The organism is Thermosporothrix hazakensis (assembly GCF_003253565.1).
Classification (GTDB): domain Bacteria; phylum Chloroflexota; class Ktedonobacteria; order Ktedonobacterales; family Ktedonobacteraceae; genus Thermosporothrix; species Thermosporothrix hazakensis.
The window spans coordinates 31,717-49,926 of record NZ_QKUF01000004.1 but is presented as its reverse complement, the minus strand read 5'-3'; the positions used below and the strand labels follow the sequence as shown (position 1 = coordinate 49,926).

Sequence of the window (18,210 nt, the reverse complement as noted above, 5' to 3'; positions counted from 1 at the left end):
CTCTCTGTTGTGCTCGTTCTGGTTGCAATTGTACCCCCGCTGATACGGAAAATCAGGAGGGAAAGAGAGACATTTTTTGTGAAGTGGGCCAGATTTGCCGTTTTCTTTCGGCAGATGTTGAAGAAAAATCTGGCGTGAACCTTCCTGTTTCTGAAGAGCAAGGACGGTATGCTTGAAAGAAGAGCATCAGAGAAGGGATGGCGTATGGCTTCCTGTCTGGTTTGTGGGAAGGCGCTTCAGATCGGCGCACGCTTTTGTAGCTGGTGCGGCGCGGTGCAGGATCATGGAACCGGGCTGTTGCCGCCACACGCGACACTTCACCACGGACGCTATTTGATTCTTGCGACCGTTGGCAGAGGTGGTATGGGCGCTGTCTATCGCGCTCAGGATACACAGCTCAAGGGGCGTCTGGTAGCGATTAAAGAGATGGGTCAGGATGGCCTGACCGGTCAAGAGCTTCAGGACGCTGTTGCCGCGTTTGAGCGTGAGGCGGAGATGCTGGCCCACCTTCATCATGTCAGCCTGCCCCATATTTATGAGCAGTTTGAGGACCGTGGACGGCGCTATTTGGTCATGGAATTTATCGAGGGCGAAACGCTTGAGCAGCGGCTTCAGCGGGAAGGACGCTCGCTCCCACTGACACTGGCGCTTGAGATCACGCGTCAGCTCTGTCTCGTTTTGCATTATCTGCACTCGCAGCAGCCCCCGATTATCTTTCGCGATCTGAAGCCCTCAAATATTATGCTGGATGCCGAGCAGCGTGTCTACCTGATCGATTTTGGTATTGCACGGCTTTTCACGGCTGGTCAGGTGAAGGACACGGTCGCGCTCGGTTCACCGGGCTATGCGCCACCCGAACAGTACCGGAAGGCCACGTCTCCGCGCTCAGATATCTACAGTCTGGGGGCAACGCTGCACGCGCTGTTGAGCGGAGATGACCCGGCACAATCTCCCTTTTCCTTTCGCCCGCTGACCCTGGGCTCTCCTCCACTTGAACGCCTGATACGCCGGATGGTAGCGCTGGAAGAGGATGAGCGGCCCGCCGATATGCTGGAGATCTTGCGGGTTATTGAACGTGTGCAGCAGCGACGCCCGACGCGAAAAGCGACGAAGCCACCCAAAAAGACAACGCCTCGGCTCTCTGTGCTGCTCTCGGAGGCCCCGGAGGATCAACGGCTCTGGAGGGGGATACAGCAGCAATTGCATGCGCTGCTTGTGGGCTTCCCACCGATCGAGATCGAGCGCTTTCGAGAGGACGGGCGAGAGCCACAGCTTGCGCTTGTGCTCCTCAGCGATACCCTGCTTGCTTCGGGGCGGGAGCACCTTGAGCGAGCACTGACGATGAAGCACGTGCTGGTGGTACCATTACAGGCCCAGCTCCCTGTTTTCCCACAAGTTGAGACGCTGTTCGAGAGGGAAGGCGTGGCGCATCAAAGCCTCTATGCACAGGAGCAGCACATTCTTGAGGTGGCAAAAAGGATCCGTTCCTTGCTGGTTTCCCTGCTGCTCGGTGAGCGTCGGAATGGCCCGATGAACCTGCTTGAATGGCTGCTCTATCAGTTGTATGGGAGAGGATATCGCGATTGTCGCTATTTGACACTTCATGACGTTGTGTTGAAACATGTTCGACCTGCGGGGGCCTCGCGGGCGCTGGTGCATCTTTTAGAGCGAACGACCGAGCGTGTGCGTGGTGAGTATCTGATCGGGCCGCTTCAGTGCACAGATCTTGAGCGTTTACTTGAGGTGCTGGCCGTGCCGAATGCGCAGGCTGTTTCTGGCATCGCAACGCGTCAGATCCCGCATAAGCTCAGTCTGCACCGGTAAGCAGGTAGCCTTTACCATAAAGCACTCTGATGGTCATACCAAAATGGTGCTTTTCAAACAGGGTATTCAACCCATTTCGTTCTTTGATAACGCGTCGCACTTTTTTCAGCGCCTGCTCGACGGTTTCAGGTTCGGCCTCCTTCAGCCAGCTTGACCAGTGGTGAATCTGGGGAGCGAGCCGCTCGCGAAGCTCTGTAAGGCTGGTTGCGGTAAACAGGCTGCGCTCTTTGCTGTGCAAGCAGGCGAGTAACTCGGCGTAATCCGCCCCGTTGGGCGCGAGTAACAGGAGAAAGAGCAGGCGCATCGCGCTATATGTGAGGCGACATTGAGCCCGGACGTACTCCGCATGAAAGAGCGTTACAATGCGCTCTTCCGTGTTGAGCATCAGAATATGTCCGGCAGGAAGCGCCAGTGTTTCTTGTGCGGTAAAGTGAAGAAATGCTCCTGACATGGTGGGTCACTTTCTTTCCGGGTATCTGCTCTCATTGTATCGTTGGAAGCGGGCCCTGTTCAAGGGGTGACCGCTCGTGAGCCACCAGTTCAGGAAATCCGTTCACGCCATTGAAGGAAGAGTATGCTACGATGATGCTGGAACCACAACAGAATGAGGCGGTACTGGCGCTGCTCGTGATTCCGCCGTCCCGGTTGAAGAAGGAGCAGGTTGCGCTGGAAGCCGCCATGCAGAGCCTTGTGCTCGATAAAAAGCATCCGCTCTCGCTGGAACTTGCCGGGACCGCCGAACGTCGAAGCTTTATTCTGCGAGCCACGACCCGGACCGCGCTTGACCACGCAGAAGCGGTGTTGCGCTCTCAGTATCCGCAGATGGAAGTGCGCCCCCTGTATCCGCATGAGGACCCGTTTGTGCTGGAGCCCTATGAAGCGGTAACTGCGGTTGAGCTGGTCACTGGCGGTCAGACATACATGCCGCTACGCACATGGCAGCAGGAACAGGAGCGGCAGGAGGATCTTGATCCACTGCAAGGGCTGCTGGCGGCGTTAAGCAGGCTCCCGGAACACACGCGTGTGATCTCTCAGCTTGCGCTGGTTCCGGCACCTCCTGCCTGGTCTCGCCGCGATGCCCGCAAGGCGATTGAAAGCCCGCTGGACAAGGAACGGCGCGCCATGCAGGTCGAGATGGCCGAGATGAGGCTGAACCGTGAGGCTGTAATCAGTACGCCGATTATCATAGCGCTTGGCCTGCTGTTGCTGCTCTTTCTGGCAATGCGTCCGTTGATTCCCGGGTGGACCTGGGATATGCTCACTGACTTGCTGCTTGGTCGCGTTCCTCAGCTCTCGTCCGAGCAGGTGCTTCAGTTGATCCTGTTGATAGGCGGCATCTTCTGTGCGATTCTCCTGTTCTGGGGCGTGGGCGCCTTTATTCAGAGGAAGCTGAAAGAGCGACGCGCCTATGACACCCGGATGGTTGCTCAGCGTGTCTCGCGCATGGCGTATAAAGCGCGGCTCCGCCTTTATGTGATCGGACCGAAACAGGCCAGTTATCTGGGCGATGGTGGCTTGCTCAAGCGCTTGCAGGAGCGATGGAAAGAGACGCGGGAACGGAAGGATATGCTGCTACGCCTGATCGCAGCCTATCGCCAGTTTGATCGGGCGAATGGTGCCTATTTTCAACCGAAGCGAATCAGGCGGCCCGGTCGCCTGTTTCAACGCTGGCATCGGGATGTAGCGCGCTCTCAGCACCTGCTGACGGTCGATGCGCTCGCGACGCTCTGGCATTTACCACAGGCCGACGCGCTTCCTGAACTCTCATTGGTCGAGCACCGACGCGCCCGCACCATGTTGCTTCCGCCGGACCTGGCCCGCCAGGTGGCGCATCTGCGTCCGGTTGGCTACTCGGAGCATGGCGGCTATCGGCTTCCCTTCGGGCTTGATTCCACGTTCTTCACGCAGCATACCCTGATTGCCGGTAAATCGGGTGAGGGCAAAAGCACGTTTATGGAGCATATCGCGCATGATGCGATGAAGCTAGGCGGGCTGATGGTCATCGATCCGCATGGAGACCTGTGTGAGCATATTCTGCATATCGTGCCGGAATACCGCGCTGAAGATGTTGTCTTTATCGACCTCTCTGACCCTGATGCTGCTGTGGGCCTGAATCCGCTGGATGTGACGCTTGGCAGGGGACGTGATAAAGCAATCTCTGACCTGCTCAAAACACTGGCGCATATCTGGGCGACGAGTTGGGGCCCACGGATGGAAAATGCCTTCGAGATGAGCCTGCGCACGCTCTTTGAGGCAAATCGCGTGCTGGTAGCCCGCGATCCGCTCGAAGGGCCGCGTCAGCAATATACACTGCTCGATGTGTTGCCGATTCTGACCAATGAGAACTTCTGCCATGCGATTCTACAGCAGATTGATGATGATTACCTGCATCGCTGGTGGCGCGAGTACTATGAGCCGCTCACGCTGATGCAGCAGCGCGAGGTGATTAACCCCGTTATCACAAAGGTCGCGAAGTTTGAAAGCGTGATCGCCCGGCGGATTATCGGGCAGCCTGTCTCGACCATCAACTTCACACAGATGATTGAGGAGCGCAAGATTATTCTCTTTAAGCTGGCGAAGGGCGTTGTGGGAGCCGATGTCGCGGCCCTGCTCGGGGCGAGCATGCTTGGCCTCTTCCAGATTACGCTTGAGGAGCAAGGCATCAAACAAGAGATAGAGCGGGTACGCTATCCGATCATCCTTGACGAATTCCAGACACTCGCGGGTGTTGATTATGGTGCCCTGGCGGAGCTGCGTAAGTATGGTGCGACCTTCTTTCTGGCCACACAGTCGCTTGAGTATTTGCAGAACCTCGATCCGTTGCTATTGCCAACCGTTCTGGCGAACGTCAAGCAGCTTGTTATCTTCAATCTGTCGGCACAGGATGCCGAGACGATGTATCGCGAGCTTGGTGTGGAGCGCGATGACATCCTGAACCTTGATATGCATACCTGCTATGTCAGGCTCTCGGCGTTGCAGAAGCGCCAGCCCACCTTCTCGCTGAAGGTCACGCCACTCGATATACGAAATGTTGAGCAGGCGGAGAGCATCCGGACGCGGAGCCGCGTTCGCTATGCCTCCTCGGTTGAACTGGTTGATGAGATGCTACGCGAGGCGATGGTGCGCGGTATTCGAATGGCTCCTGTGCAGCCCGAGAAGAAGAAGAAGGCCAGACAGCCGAGTGAACCTGCTCGCCAGCCTGAAGCTGTTGAGTCGCCTGTGATTCTGCTTCCCCCGGCCACGGAGCCAGTAACGGAGCCGGTTGCTGAAGACATGGAGCCGCAGGAAGAAGCAGCAGTGGAAAAGAAGCGCAAGCGCCGGAAACGTGGCAAAGGAGGCAAAAAGAAGGCCGAGGCACTGGTTGCGGCTGGCGAAGAAGAGGAAAGCCCCTCTGAGGAAGGGGCTTAAAGGTCCGGAAGCAGATAAGGAAGCAAGGCGAATGAGCCCATGCAGGCCAGCCAGAGGATGATAAGTAGCCAGAGGCACAAGGTCAGCAAGGGCTCTTTCTTCTGTACCGTATCCGGTTGTTTCATGGCGTCTCCTTTCTATCCGCTCGCTCTAGCAGCAGAAAGCCACCTGTCTCGGGAGCGATCTTCTTCCCGGAAAGCGCGTTAATGATTTGAAGCAGCCAGCGATTGCGCAGCGGTAATTTCAGGCGCAACATCTCGCGCAAGGGCCAGCGGTAGTCTCGGGCCTGCCAGCCATATTCCTCAAAGAAGGCCAGCCCTCCTGGTGGGGCAAAGCGCGTTCGGACGCTTTCTGCCGCATACGCGTTCCAGCGGTTGGCATCCTGGCGCAAAGCAAGCGGCGAGATAAATTCGGTCAGCCACCAGCGAATAGCTGAATGGGCCGTGAGGTCGGTTGCCAGTCCCCGCACATCTGCTTCGGTCAGGTAGACAAGCAGGCCCTCGGTCAGCACAAAGATCTGCTTGCTTTCCTGCTGGACGCGATCGAGAAACGCGGTGCGCGTCTCGGCATCAGTGATGTCGAACGGGACGCGCTCAACCTGACAGCGGGCCCGCTCGCCTGCAAGCAGCTCTTCCTTGTAGGAAAGCACGTTCTCATGATCGACCTCGATCCAGCGAAGCCCTTCAGGGAGCGCGAGCCGGTAAGGACGCGTGTCGAGCCCGGCTGCCAGATTGATGACGGTATCGATCGCTGTTTCGGCCAGCACCTGCTGAAGTAGCTCATCATAGATATGGGTGCGCAGGACGATAGGCCAGCTATCCTGCTCGCTTTGGGGCAAAGTGCGAACCAGCTCTGCGCCGCGCTCACCCGCAAGACGTTTTGCATAGGGGTCGCGAAAGAGTCCCTCGGGCCGCTCGGTCTCCTGGGCGCGATACCACGCGATCAGGCGGGCAGTATCAAATGTATCATGTACCAGATAGGTTGGCATGCGGTTTCATCTCCTGAATGGTTATAATCCGGGCAGGGTGAACGGGACTTGAAAGAAGTAGAGAAACAGGAGGAACAGGAGAAGCAACAGGAGAATGACGGCATAGAACGGCAGTGCGGAGGCCGTCGCTGTGGTATAGACAGTGCCGTGAGCGGTGTGGTCAAAGGCTTTGTGAATGATGAATGCGCCTTTGCGATAGCTCCCCCAGATCGAGATAGTATCACCAAGTGAGACGTTCGCTCCACGCAGATAGCCCTGAATGCGGGCATCCTGTTGCCGCCCATCAGGCCGCCGCACGCGAATAGTCGTCACCTGAACGCGTTCGCGCTCATAGGGATGGTGCACCTCGCTCGGGATATACCAGATGGCGTCACGAAGTTGTCGGGCGATAGATGAGAGGCCGCTATAAGGTGCCACTTCTTGTTGTGAATGCACATGGATGACCGTTCCCCAGAGATCGGGCGGACGGCGCGGGAAGCCGAAGGGCAGCTTCTCCTGTAGCCACGGTGGCGTTTCCAGCGGCCTGGGCTGCTCTTTGAGCGGCTGGACGTCCAGTGGCGCCGCTGTGTGATAGGGAAAGTGCTGCTCCTGGAGCGTGATTCTGGTCTCTGTCTGCTGGCGTGCCGGTAGCTCCGTCGCTGAGAGTGCGGGTGGCTGCGGCGCAGGAGGAAGCATCTGCTCTTCGTGGAGCGGCGCCATGAGCGGTGGCGTTGATTGATGCAGCTCTTCCGTTGGCCTGGCTGGCTGTTGCGGCACAGGTGGACCTGAGAGCGGCTCACCACAGTTGGCACACTGCTGTAAGCCGCTGGATGCCATATTACGATATCCACAGTATTCACATTTGATGGCTGGCACGTTGGTTCTCCGACGTTCAGGGTTAATGGGCTGCCGTTTCCGCCGTACGGATCGCGCCCATTGCTTCTTCTTTCTTTATGTTGACGATATTCTCACCAAGCGAATGCAGTGTATGGTAGGCAATCCAGAGGGGACTATGGGACGTATTTCTCACCTTGCCTCCTCCGGGCTGCTGAATGATCGTGCCATTGTTCACGATGTTGTGCGAGCCGACCGCGTTTCCAGAACCGTTGATAGTGACCTTCCCGTAGGTTGAGTGAAGCTGCTCCGGTTGTTTCGGCTCGGGCTTTGGGAGGGATGGTTGCCGTGGAGTTCGGGCTGATGATCTCTCACGGGCCAGAGCGGCGGGATTGTCGGCGCGAAGCAACGCCCCAAGTTTGTCATGCTCGGGGAGGGCCGAAACAGCTTCCTTCATCCGCGAGGCCAGCGATGGCTTGGCTTTGGGAGCAGGGGAAGGCTCAGGAGCGTTTGGCTTCAACGTGAATGGGTTCTTGTTAATGATGGAGCTCGACATCTGCTTCAAGTCATCGGGCTTTGTTGTGCTCTTCGGATCATGCTTCTCATCGGGCTTCGCCTCTGCCTTCGGATCATGCTTCGAGGGGGGCAGCGATGGCTTGGCTTTGGGAGCAGGGGAAGGCTCAGGAGCGTTTGGCTTCAGCGTGAACGGGTTCTTGTTAATGATGGAGCTCGACATCTGCTTCAAGTCATCGGGCTTCGCGGCTGGTTTCTGGGTCGAGCCCACATGTGGGCGTGGTGTTGCCACTTTGGGCGCGGGCATCGGCGCTTTCATTGGTGTCGGCGCTCTGAATACAGGGGGACGCATCCTTTTTTCTCCTTCGCTAGTACCTGTCAGGTAGGACGTGAGACTACTCGTTGGTGAGCGCAAGTTCCGAATCGGGCCATTCTGGCTGTTCTTCTGCCTCTTCGGTGTTTGCGGCAGTTTGCGCCGAGATGTAGCGCTGGAAGGCGTCGGCGGTGACTATGCGCTCATAGCCGCTCAGATCACTGCCCTCGATCGTGTGCAGCACGGTACAATAGCTGACCCAGGGGAGAATCTCTTCGTTGCCGCCGGCCAGCCAGCCCTTCACAAGTATCTGAGCACTGGTAAAGGCAGCCTGATAGCGCTCTTCCTCCGTCTCGTAGGTCGCAGCGGTCAACTCGCCTCCGATCCATTCCCGGTCGCGTGGCTCTAAAAGTGTCTGGACATCGCGTCGGTAGAGGCATTTTGCCGGACAGATGGCGCATCCACGGAACGGACCGCGTCTCCGCTGTGTCAGTTCAAGATAGGCTTGCAGGAAGCGATTCAGATGTTGCTCTGCGGAGTCGAGTTCCCGGCGAATCTCCTGGCGGCCTTCCTTGTCGGGGTCCTCGTTGGCGAGCTGCTGCGAACGGTAGAGCGCGAGCAGACCGCTTGTGAGCTGGCGGCGCAACTCATCGGTTTGCGGGTAGGTCCAGCCAAGCTGTGCGCCTCGTTGCTGGAGCAGTTCAAAGCAGCCGCGCACGATCAGCAGGCGGAAGAGCACGTCATGCAGCGAGGGCGCAAGCGATGAGGTTTCGGCCTCAATGCTCTCCTCAAGCTGGAACAGGACGTTGAGCGTTTCGGCAGGGTTGGCAAGGATGCTCAGGAGCAAGCGAGCCCAGAACCCCTTTTTCTGTGTCGTCTCAAAGAGCTTGCCTGCAAGCTGATAGAGCATGGGCGGCGGGCTCCCGATCGAGGTCCGTGGGATCTTGTACGCGTCGAAATCGAGAATTGCATGATAGGCCGAGACGCGCGCATATGAGCGGCTGTCCTGCTTGAGGGCGGGATCTCGCAGCGGCTCAAGCTGCCGTTTGTAGTTGTCCATACGCACAAGATAGGCGTGGTCGGCCCCTTCGGCATAGACGGCCGCCGTTCCCGGAGGCAGAATCCCGAGGTGGGTCTGTTGTGCCTCATTCAGGTTCATGGTGTGTCCGATACTCTGGCGGTCATCCTGCGCAATCAGACGGTGCACGATTTTGAGATTGGTGTTTTTCAGCACGTCGGGCGCAAGCTTGCTCGGAATCTGCTCTGCGACGAGGATGCCCTGACCGTAGGCACGAACCTCGGCCAGCATGTTTGTGAAGACCTCGACTGCCTGTGCGCGCGGGTTGGCAGAATCCGGGTTGGTCGGCATGACGGGACCGGTATTCTGAAGCAGGCGGTGTGCCTCTTCGATGACGATCAGATGTTGCAGTGTGCGTCCGGTCAGCTCATTTTCCGCACCGCTGCTTGCCTGTAGCCGCCGGTATTCGTAGATGCGAGCCAGCAGCAGGCCCATCAGGAACGTTTTCTCTTCATCATTGCCGATGCTCTCCAGTTCGAGAATTGTGGGCAGCGAGAGCAGGGCACGCATTGGATAGCTGCGGGCGGTGTCGAGCATCAGGCCCTTTGCCCCGATACGGAGCGAGCCAATCCGCGCCTTCAGTGATGCCTTGATATGCGCGTCGGCTTCGGGATTGTAGCGGAGCCGGTCCGCGACCTCCTGGGTCTTGTAATCGAGATCGGCAAGAGTTGGGAAGATCGGGTAGCGATGGCGGTCGGCCCAGTTGGAGAGCCGCCGGTTTGTGCTGCTGGTGATATCCCATCCCTTCTCTTCATAGATCTCATACATGGCCGTTTCGATGATTTGCGGCAATGGCGCATACATCGGGAAGGCGGCGGTAAAAACGGCTTTCAGAAAGTCGATGTGTGCCATGAGCGAGCCGCTGCCCGGTTCGTCGGTCGTCTCAAACTCGAAGGGATTGAGGCGGAACGGGGCGAGCATCTCGTTCCCAAGCGTAAAGACCCGTACATCGGCGCGGTCAGCCTGCGCATTTTTGAGAGCGCGGTACTCCGTTTTCGCGGGCTCGATGACCAGAAAGGGCTTGCGAGCCCCTGTGAGATGGTCAAGCAGGTTCATGACGGTCGTGGTCTTGCCGCTGCCCGTGACACCAACGATGACGGCATGCTTGCTTAAGGCATCGATGTTGATATCGTAGGTGACATGGGTCTTTTTCTGTTGTTGCAGGATCATACCCAGGGGCAGAGAGACGCCGGTCTGTGCCTGAAAATCAACGTCGAAGGTGACGTGATCGTGCAGCGCATAGCCCGGGAACTCCTCGCGCGGAAGCTGAATCAGCGTGGCAAGCTCCTGCGATGACAGGAAGGTATGGAAGCTTTCCAGCGGTGCGCCGAACTTTTCGCAGAGTGAGACTCGCAGCGGCTCCGGGCGTGAATCGGCTCCGGCAAGCGTGCCAAGCAGGAGCGAGCTGAGACGCTGTGCGTCTTCCTGGTCGCTGGCTCCAAAGTAGGTACGCACGATCCACTGACCGGTAGCCGAGGACTCATCAAGGCGAGCGAGCTCGTGTTCAAGCAATTTATGCAGGTATTGCGCCCGGTAGTTCACCATGTCGCCGCTAAAGCTCTTGCTCTGTCCGCCAGATTCAACGCTGGTGACTTGCTGCGAATCCTGTCTGGTTGATGACCACTGCACCCGTGAGCGTGTGGTGATCTGCGTCAGCAGGTCAATGGTGCGCATGCGCTCCTCGATCACCTTTTGTCGGGGCCTGGGGTGCGCCTGAACGATGTAGGCCCAGGTCGCGCCATCCATCCCACGAATGACACGCTCAAGTGGCGTGCGCTCCGGGGGGCTGTGTGGTTGCTCATCTTCTTTGAGATGGTTGGGGGTGAAGGCGCGGCGGCTCGGGATGCCGGTAACGACTCCCTGAACGCGCAGATGTCCCCGTAACCTGTGAAGCAGATCTTTTGGCGAGGCCGGAGAAAAGGAAATGCCCGGAAAGAGCCCTTCCAGTGCGCTGCGCGTCGCTTTTTCGCTGCCTAGCGACAAATAGAGTGCGATCTGTTGTTGCGTTCCCAGAAGGAGAAAGGTGAGGTCGGTATGGCGCTGATGGTGGGCGCTAACGACCAGATCAACCAGACGGTGAATAAACTCGTGGGGCGCTTTCCAGAAATTCCCCAGGCCGTGAATATGAAAGAAAGCCTGCTCGCTCTCTTCAAGCAGGTCTGCCGGGTCGAATGGTTCGGGTGACGCACCTTCCAGATTGTAGCGTTCGAGGCCTGCGATCAGTTTTCCCAGTTTGTTCAGTGATTCGACGTCAAACCCTGGAATCATAAGGTGCACCTTTCTGTAGTGGCTTGCTTCTGAGCGTACCATAAGGGGCCGGTTGCTTTCCAGGAGGAAAGAGGGACATATTTTTGTCCCTGCTTCCTCCTGTACGTGGGCGGTTCTTCTTGCCTATCATTGAGAGCAGAAAGAGGAAGCGTATGAGAGACCTGTTTCTGATAAGGCCACGCAAGCGCTCGTGGCTCTCTTTTCTTGATATTTTTATCACCCTGGTGGCCCTGATCGTGCTCTCTCTTCTGCTGATCGTGTGCCGACCAGATATGATGCTGCACGCAATCGAGACGCTACAGCAGCGGCCTCAGAGCTTGATGCAGGTGGGGGCTGTCCTTGCCCCACATGCTTGCCCTGCGGAGCTGGTGCAGGCGGGCGACTGCCTGGAGCAAGATTATAAGGGCGGCGGGAAGAAGATTCAGAACCCGATTGACGACAACAGTGCCCTCTTTTTCTACACGCCCTATCGCTACACCGTCGACAATGAGATTGTGCGGTTGCTCTGGGGAGCGATGCTGGCAATTGTAGATATTTTCCTTGTGCTCGTATTCATGATGCATGGTTTACGCATGATGATCGCGGGCACGGTGTTCAAGTTCAGCAAGGCGATTGAAGAGTCTCCCGGTGTGCTGCTCTCCCTGATCGTGGTGCACGTCAGTCTCACCTTTATTTCGCTGTTTATCGGCCTGAATAATGTTCTGGTCAATCATGCCTATACCTGGGCGAACGACAAACTGGTACAGACCGACTTTCGGCGCGAGGAATGGAAGGATCTCCAGATCTCCGCGAATGGCGCGGCTGGCAGGGATCGTGATACCTATGACAAGCTGCCACAGAGCTTTAAGAATCGCTGCGAGCCGGATCGCATCCTCTACGTGCATGATTACACCCAGATCTTCAAGAAATGCCCGATCCCTGGCGACAGCATGATGACGAATTTCCGGCTTGTGCCTGAGGATCTGAATTTTACCAATCTCTTCGATAATCTGCAAAAGCTCGGTGATGCTCTGCCCTTGATTATTCAGGTGCTGGCGCTGATGCTGCTGATTCAGATGGTGATACGTCTCTTCTTTATTAACCTCTATATCGTGTTCGCGCCGCTGGCTATCGCGTGTTGGGCCTTACCGGGCCGAAGCGGGCAGGGGGTTACCTCGCTATGGCTCAAGGGCTTTATTTCGACGGCGCTGGTGCAGTTTGTGATGGTGCTGGCTCTGATCGTCACGCAGATTATGCTTGGCGCGGTCCTGCAAGTTGTGGCGACGCCGCTCAAGTCTTCTGGTGACGATGGCATGACCGGTCCGGGGGGGCTCCCGGTGAATACACTGGTTGATCTGATTCACGTGTGCTGTCTCTGGTTTATCATTCGGATTCCGGGGCTACTGGGCACGGCTCCCATGCGTACGATGGTTGAGAGTGGTCAGATGATGGCGCAGGTGGTAAGCACAACCATTGTCTCACAGTTTACGCAGGCGCAGATGGTGTTCCAGGCGGGGGCAGGTCTGCTACCGCTTGCACGATTCGCACGATAGGGGAGGCGCAACGATGAAGAAACGACGCTGGTTGCGCCTGGCACTACTGCTGTTGTGCTTGCATGGGCTGTTCGCGCTCTTCTGCCTGACGACGCCCGCGAAGGCCGCGGATCCCTGTAGCGAGGGAAAGGCAACGAAGGCCTGTCTGGAAGGAACGTCGGTCTCGTCAAGCTCCTATACCGGAAACGATAGCAAGATACAGAACCCCTTTCCCGATAACCCGCTGTTCTTTTTCACACCGTACGACATCACGGTTGATAATCCGACGGTACGGCTCCTATGGGGCGGGGTGCTGGCCCTGGTGGACATGTTCCTCGTCATTTCCATCATGTTAAACGGAATTCGCGTGATGCTGGTGGGAAGCGTCTTCCGTTTTGCTGATGCGGTCGAGACATTACCCGGCGTGCTGCTGGCGCTGATTGTGGCCCATATCAGCCTGACCTTTATGACGTCGGCGATCGGGCTCGGGAATATGCTGACGCACTCGCTCTACCTCTCTGCGAAGGAGATCAACATTGAGGGGCCAGTCAAGTATGGCAAGTCCAAGACAAAGGAGGAGAAGCTGCATGTTTTCTTCCCGACGGGTGATCCCGGTAAAGAGAGCGAGTTTGAGAAGAAGTTGCTTACAGATCCCTTTGCGGTGGCGTCGGCATGGGGTGGACCCGACGGGAAAATATATGGGGCACCAGACGGTAAGTCGTTGACGCAGAGCGATCTGAGCCACTTCGAGAAGGATTGGACGTGTAAGGCCAAAGAGATCAATTTCGATGTCGAGAGCCGCAAGAACCTGTTTGGCAAGAAGGGCAAGCCCGAAGATGGGAACATCGCCTTCGATATCTCGATGCGGGCTGAATCCATTGAGGAACTGGGGGAGAATGTGCCTGCCTCGGTGATTGCGCGTCTGCATCAGATGGTCAGCCAGATCGAGACCGATGTCAACCAGATTGAGAATGACGCTCTGCGCTGGCATACTGATTGGTTGAAGTTTGATGAGGAGCTATCGGGCTATGAAAAGAAGTATCTGAACTATGAGCGCCAGGACGTGAACGCCGACCATGCGAACCGGGTGAAATTGACCATGTCGCTGCTGTTCAAGTCCAACGGCACCTATATTGAGTCGATGCCGGGCAAGCGGGGGGATATCATTACTTTTACCTGCCAGACACCGAAGCCGGTCGAGCAGAAAGGCCTCTTTGAGACAGATCTGAACTTTACTGATCTGTTCAAGAACCTGCAGGATCTGGGAAAAGGGGTCAAGATGATCGTGAAGGTGCTGACCTTGATCCTGCTGGTACAGATGGTGGTGCGCCTCTTCTTTATCAATCTCTATATTGTGCTGGCTCCGCTTGGTATTGGCTGCTGGGCCTTGCCTGGCCGCATCGGGCAATCGCTCACGTTGGAATGGATGAAGGGGTTTCTCTCAACGGTTTTTGTGCAGTTCTTGATGGTGGTTGCCTTGATCGTGTTACAGGCGATCTTTAACGTCGTCTCGGATTTCGCCAGTGCCACGCCGGGAACGCCGGTGGGTGGTCTCTCGTCGGATGTCTGGTTCGACCTGATGCGCATTGCCTGTATCTGGTTTATCATCCGCATTCCGTCGCTGCTCGGGACTGCCCCGATGCGCACGATGGTCTCAGCCGGGCAGATGGTAACGCAGGTAGTGGGCGCGACCGTGATGATGCAGATCCAGCAATTCCAGATGATTGTACAGGGCGTATCGGCGCTGGTCTCAGCCGGACTCGCGTTTGTGCGCTAGGTCTGTATGCGAAAGGGATAGGTCAATTTGTCCCTCTCTCTCCCTATACAGGGAACGAGAACTTTTTTACTATAAGTGATAGGGCGGTACGAGGGGGTTATATTTCTTATGAAGCGAAAAACTCAGACTGCTCGAAAGATACTGCGAGCGTTCGATATCGCGACTGTATTGCTGATCGCGCTGGCTCTTGCCGGAACGCTCCTTGCTTTGCCCGCTCAACAGCATGTACAGGCGGCGACTCAGAGTCCTCAGGCAACCGCTGAGGAGTGCCAGGAGTTGCCAGACGAGCTGAAACAATCCTGTCTTGCGGGGCATCTCTATGTGTCTGCTTATAAAAACGAGAATCCCAAAATCCAGAATCCTATAGCGAAGCAGAACCTGCTCTTTTTCTATACGCCGCCCGAAAGTACCGTTGGAAACCAGAACATTCGCTCGCTCTGGACGGCAATGATAACGGTTGTCGATGGACTGGCAGTTGTAGCAATCATCATGACCGGCATCCGGGTTATTTTCGCGGGGATCACCTTCCGCTTTGCGAAGGCGGTCGAGGAGTTGCCGGGCATTCTGCTGGCCCTGATCGCAGCTCATGTCAGCCTCTTCTTTATTACCGTGCTGGTCGATCTTCAGAACTCGCTGACCGGCGGGATCTATACCGTTGCCGAGTATTCAAACTCGATCCAACGGTCTGGCTCCGGTTTTGGTACCGGCGATGAGAAGACGATGGAGCTGCATGTTCTGTTCCCCACCTATAACGAGGAAGACAAGGACCATTTTGAGAAAGAGGGAAAAGATAAGTACAAGAGTATGACGCCCGAGCAGGCCGCCAAGCTCTGGCATGCTCCGAATACTGATGAGACCTTGCAAAAGATGAAGGGGAAGTCCTGCACCTGGAGTAAGACCAGTTTCGATCAATATGGGCGCTGGGTGCTCTTTGATGACGACGGCAACTACAAAGAGGGGGGCGTCTACAGTATCCTGCATCGGCGTGTCGAGCTGCTTTATGAGTACGATGGGAAGAAAGTCCCTGCCGCGACACGCAAGCAGTTGGATGCGATCTTTCCGCAACTTGAGAACGACATGGAGATGCTGAAAGATACAACCGATACGCTGGCCTGGTATCGCCATTTCGATGAATGGGATCAACTGGTTGACAATGCCTGGGATACATATGGCACGGATATCCCCAAAGATATCAAGCGGATGATGGGTGAGCAGGAGGGCGGTGGCGAGTACCGTGTGCGCCAGTATATGAATTCGCTGGTGCAGGGCGAGCCACGGCAGGTGAATTCGTTTGGCGATACACTCTACTATTCGTGCCAGGACGATGCAACCAGCAGCAAGAGCTTTCAGCTTGTGCCCGATAATTTGAGATTCGAGGATCTCTTTAAGAACCTGCAAGAGTTGGGAAAAGGCCTTCACGTTGTGCGAAAGCTGCTTGCTCTGATGCTGCTGGCACAAATGATTATACGCCTCTTCTTTATCAACCTGTACGTGATTACTGCACCGATCGGGCTGGCATGCTGGGCGCTACCGGGTAAGGTCGGGCAGGGTGTCACCCGGCTCTGGCTGAGCGGCTTTCTCTCAACGTTGATGGTGCAATTCGTGATGGTGGTCGCCCTGATTATCACGCAGGTGATGCTCGGAAACGTCATGCACTTTGCTGGTGGAACGCCGAGCAACACGGTTGGGGGCCTGGATGAGAATGTCTGGGTAGACCTGATGTGTGTCGCCTGTCTCTGGTTTATCATCCGGATTCCGGCGTTGCTTGGCACGGCTCCGATGCGCACCATGGTTGAGGCAGGGCAGATGATGGGGCAGGTGGTGGGCACGACAATGGCAATGCAGATGGCCGAACTGCAAATGGGACTTCAGGCGATCAGCGGCGCTATTTCTGGCCTGGCGGCAGCTCGCTAAGGGAAAGGAGAGCGGATGAGCAGCAAATATGCAAAAGGACTTGTAGCGGGCGGCCTGCACGGGGGCGCGATGGGTGGCTTGCTTGGCTCTTTGTGGGGCATTGCGTCGGCACTCGGGTTGCAATTGCTGGCGGTGATCTCGGTCGGCCTGTTGCTGCTTGGCAATATCGGTTCCTGGTGGCTCAAGTTTATGGCTCCGGCCTATTATGCGCCGGCGACCACGCAAACAGCGATGCTTGGCGATGACCTGGCGATGTTGCAATCAAAGAATCCGGTGCTGGTCGCGCTGGCGATTGTGCGCCATCTCAAAAAGGATGAGAAGGGCTCATGGAATGAGTATGACCTTAATGACTCGATCATGCAGCCCGTTATCAAGTACTGGAAGCAGCAATGTCACGGGTCAATTTGTCCCCATGCCCTGCCCAAAAGTCAGGGCGGAATTGGGTTGCAATGTGCGATGTTCATCCATACAGTGTATGATCTTGCGCACCATCCGCTGCCTGCTGGCGGGAACGCTATCGACTACTGGAGTGCGGAAGATCAGCAGGCATTCAAGCAGGCCGGCTGGAAGTATATCAACAACGGGGAAGGTATGCCCTCAATTGGTGATCTCGTGGTGATGGATCATGGACTGTATGGACATATCCTGATGGTAGTGGGCGTTGAGCCGCCCAAAAACGGCAAGGATGGGGCGCTCTATATGGCGCAGGCCAACGCAACAAGCAATACTGAGATTGGTGGTGCGCCGCTGCTCAAGTGGCCGTTGCGCTCCAGTGGCTATCTTGTTCAGGATTGGGGACCTGATTACCGGGTTATGGGCTATATCCATAATGAGCAATTAAGTAAGCAATGGGGAAATCCACTCTTTACAGCGGGCGGGGGCAATATCGATTGCTCGAAGGTGAAACACGTGTCTCATGAGTTGCCCCGGTCGGAATATGTCGAGATGGCGCGAAAGGCGGCCCAACAGATGGGGATCAATGCAGATATCTATTTGCGCCAGATCAAGCAGGAGAGCGGCTTTAACCCGGATGCGGTATCACCGGTGGGGGCCATTGGAATCGCGCAGTTTATGCCCGCTACTGCTGCTGGAATGGGAATTGATCCGCATGATCCCGGGCAGGCCCTCTGTGGCGGTGCGAAGCTGATGGCGAACCAACTCAAAGAGTATGGGGGCAATTATGCAAAGGCGCTGGCCGCATATAACGCCGGAGGAGGTGGTGTGGCAAGCGCAGTCAGGCGCTGTGGCGAGAATTTCCGCCCCTGTCTGCCTGTTGAGACGCGAAATTATTTAGCTGTGATTCTTGCAGGAATGGATGATTACGGGCGCAGAGTATAGTATCACTCTTGTGCCGCACATTCGGCAGAATATCTGCCACTACTATTGAAAGGAGTGATTATTTGTGATGTTGCTACAGCTTCTTCATAGCATAGATCTCGGTATCATTGTTGCTCATCTGCATACTGTATTTGCACATGTAAGCGATGCAGCGCTGACGGTGCTGGCTCCGTTGGCAGCACCCAAGAAGGCCACAGGCGACGCGTATAAGGATATTGAAAATTTTGCCAGCAATATCAGGAGCTTTCTTACCACGCTTGGGGGTATCGTCTTTGGGATCGGGGTGGCCGTTGCCGGTATTATGCGCATGACCGCGTTTGGAAGTGAGCGGCGCGTTGCCATGTCAAATATGGCGCTGACGGCTGCGGTAGTTGGCCTGGTGATTGTGGTCATGGCAAACACGCTGGATAAACTCATAACCAATGCGTTCGAGTATACAACGAAATAAGGGGAGGAGGAAAGGAG

General features: G+C 56.3%; 13 protein-coding genes. 7 read left to right on the top strand and 6 right to left on the bottom strand.

Annotation, left to right across the window (positions count from 1 at the left end; genetic code table 11):
* Window positions 1-168: 168 nt before the first annotated feature.
* Window positions 169-1,824: a serine/threonine-protein kinase gene (locus EI42_RS08325; protein WP_111320786.1), complete on the top strand. Its 1,656-nt coding sequence runs from the start codon at window positions 169-171 to the stop codon at window positions 1,822-1,824.
* Here the strand turns inward: EI42_RS08325 and EI42_RS08320 are convergent.
* Window positions 1,808-2,275, bottom strand: a complete 468-nt coding sequence (locus tag EI42_RS08320) for a hypothetical protein (RefSeq protein ID WP_111320784.1) — start codon at window positions 2,273-2,275, stop codon at window positions 1,808-1,810. The genes EI42_RS08325 and EI42_RS08320 overlap by 17 nt on opposite strands.
* A gap of 131 nt (window positions 2,276-2,406) precedes the next feature.
* On the opposite strand from EI42_RS08320, the gene EI42_RS08315 reads away from it, so the two are divergent.
* Window positions 2,407-5,232: a type IV secretory system conjugative DNA transfer family protein gene (locus EI42_RS08315; RefSeq protein WP_111320782.1), complete on the top strand. Its 2,826-nt coding sequence runs from the start codon at window positions 2,407-2,409 to the stop codon at window positions 5,230-5,232.
* On the opposite strand, the gene EI42_RS34275 is transcribed toward EI42_RS08315, so the two are convergent.
* From EI42_RS34275 to EI42_RS08295, 5 genes are all read right to left on the bottom strand, one after another.
* Complete coding sequence (locus EI42_RS34275) at window positions 5,229-5,357, bottom strand: hypothetical protein (protein WP_281279005.1); 129 nt, start codon at window positions 5,355-5,357, stop codon at window positions 5,229-5,231. The genes EI42_RS08315 and EI42_RS34275 overlap by 4 nt on opposite strands.
* A complete protein-coding gene (locus EI42_RS08310) occupies window positions 5,354-6,220 on the bottom strand; it encodes a class I SAM-dependent methyltransferase (RefSeq protein WP_111320780.1) in 867 nt (288 codons plus the stop codon). The genes EI42_RS34275 and EI42_RS08310 overlap by 4 nt, the downstream gene beginning before the upstream one ends.
* 21 nt (window positions 6,221-6,241) lie before the next feature.
* Window positions 6,242-7,036, bottom strand: coding sequence for a hypothetical protein (locus EI42_RS08305; protein WP_111320778.1), 795 nt, complete (start codon window positions 7,034-7,036; stop codon window positions 6,242-6,244).
* Between the two features lie 61 nt (window positions 7,037-7,097).
* Entirely contained in the window at window positions 7,098-7,898 is an 801-nt protein-coding gene (locus EI42_RS08300; protein ID WP_111320776.1) for a hypothetical protein, read from the bottom strand.
* A 43-nt stretch (window positions 7,899-7,941) separates the two neighbouring features.
* The gene (locus tag EI42_RS08295; RefSeq protein WP_170142460.1) at window positions 7,942-11,205 is read right to left on the bottom strand and encodes an ATP-binding protein; all 3,264 of its coding nucleotides are present in this window, start codon (window positions 11,203-11,205) and stop codon (window positions 7,942-7,944) included.
* A 152-nt stretch (window positions 11,206-11,357) separates the two neighbouring features.
* Between EI42_RS08295 and EI42_RS08290 the strand changes: the two genes are divergently transcribed.
* From EI42_RS08290 to EI42_RS08270, 5 genes are all read left to right on the top strand, one after another.
* The gene (locus tag EI42_RS08290; protein ID WP_111320772.1) at window positions 11,358-12,737 is read left to right on the top strand and encodes a hypothetical protein; all 1,380 of its coding nucleotides are present in this window, start codon (window positions 11,358-11,360) and stop codon (window positions 12,735-12,737) included.
* A gap of 13 nt (window positions 12,738-12,750) precedes the next feature.
* A complete protein-coding gene (locus EI42_RS08285) occupies window positions 12,751-14,493 on the top strand; it encodes a hypothetical protein (protein ID WP_111320770.1) in 1,743 nt (580 codons plus the stop codon).
* 108 nt (window positions 14,494-14,601) lie between these two features.
* Window positions 14,602-16,407 (top strand): hypothetical protein, encoded by a 1,806-nt coding sequence (locus EI42_RS08280; protein ID WP_111320768.1) that lies wholly within the window; start codon window positions 14,602-14,604, stop codon window positions 16,405-16,407.
* Window positions 16,408-16,422: 15 nt separating this feature from the next.
* Window positions 16,423-17,745 carry a lytic transglycosylase domain-containing protein gene (locus EI42_RS08275; protein WP_111320766.1) on the top strand — a complete coding sequence of 441 codons (1,323 nt, stop codon included), beginning with the start codon at window positions 16,423-16,425 and terminating at the stop codon, window positions 17,743-17,745.
* 67 nt (window positions 17,746-17,812) lie between these two features.
* Window positions 17,813-18,193, top strand: a complete 381-nt coding sequence (locus tag EI42_RS08270) for a TrbC/VirB2 family protein (protein WP_111320764.1) — start codon at window positions 17,813-17,815, stop codon at window positions 18,191-18,193.
* Window positions 18,194-18,210 lie beyond the last annotated feature (17 nt).

What these genes read in the sequence shown, in the direction of transcription:
- EI42_RS08280 (WP_111320768.1), top strand. Translation starts at nt 14,602, where the DNA reads ATGAAGCGAAAAACTCAGACTGCTCGAAAGATACTGCGAGCGTTCGAT.
- EI42_RS08320 (WP_111320784.1), bottom strand. Translation starts at nt 2,275, where the DNA reads ATGTCAGGAGCATTTCTTCACTTTACCGCACAAGAAACACTGGCGCTT.
- EI42_RS34275 (WP_281279005.1), bottom strand. Translation starts at nt 5,357, where the DNA reads ATGAAACAACCGGATACGGTACAGAAGAAAGAGCCCTTGCTGACCTTG.
- EI42_RS08305 (WP_111320778.1), bottom strand. Translation starts at nt 7,036, where the DNA reads ATGGCATCCAGCGGCTTACAGCAGTGTGCCAACTGTGGTGAGCCGCTC.
- EI42_RS08295 (WP_170142460.1), bottom strand. Translation starts at nt 11,205, where the DNA reads ATGATTCCAGGGTTTGACGTCGAATCACTGAACAAACTGGGAAAACTG.
- EI42_RS08325 (WP_111320786.1), top strand. Translation starts at nt 169, where the DNA reads ATGCTTGAAAGAAGAGCATCAGAGAAGGGATGGCGTATGGCTTCCTGT.
- EI42_RS08315 (WP_111320782.1), top strand. Translation starts at nt 2,407, where the DNA reads ATGATGCTGGAACCACAACAGAATGAGGCGGTACTGGCGCTGCTCGTG.
- EI42_RS08270 (WP_111320764.1), top strand. Translation starts at nt 17,813, where the DNA reads ATGTTGCTACAGCTTCTTCATAGCATAGATCTCGGTATCATTGTTGCT.
- EI42_RS08285 (WP_111320770.1), top strand. Translation starts at nt 12,751, where the DNA reads ATGAAGAAACGACGCTGGTTGCGCCTGGCACTACTGCTGTTGTGCTTG.
- EI42_RS08290 (WP_111320772.1), top strand. Translation starts at nt 11,358, where the DNA reads ATGAGAGACCTGTTTCTGATAAGGCCACGCAAGCGCTCGTGGCTCTCT.
- EI42_RS08275 (WP_111320766.1), top strand. Translation starts at nt 16,423, where the DNA reads ATGAGCAGCAAATATGCAAAAGGACTTGTAGCGGGCGGCCTGCACGGG.
- EI42_RS08300 (WP_111320776.1), bottom strand. Translation starts at nt 7,898, where the DNA reads ATGCGTCCCCCTGTATTCAGAGCGCCGACACCAATGAAAGCGCCGATG.
- EI42_RS08310 (WP_111320780.1), bottom strand. Translation starts at nt 6,220, where the DNA reads ATGCCAACCTATCTGGTACATGATACATTTGATACTGCCCGCCTGATC.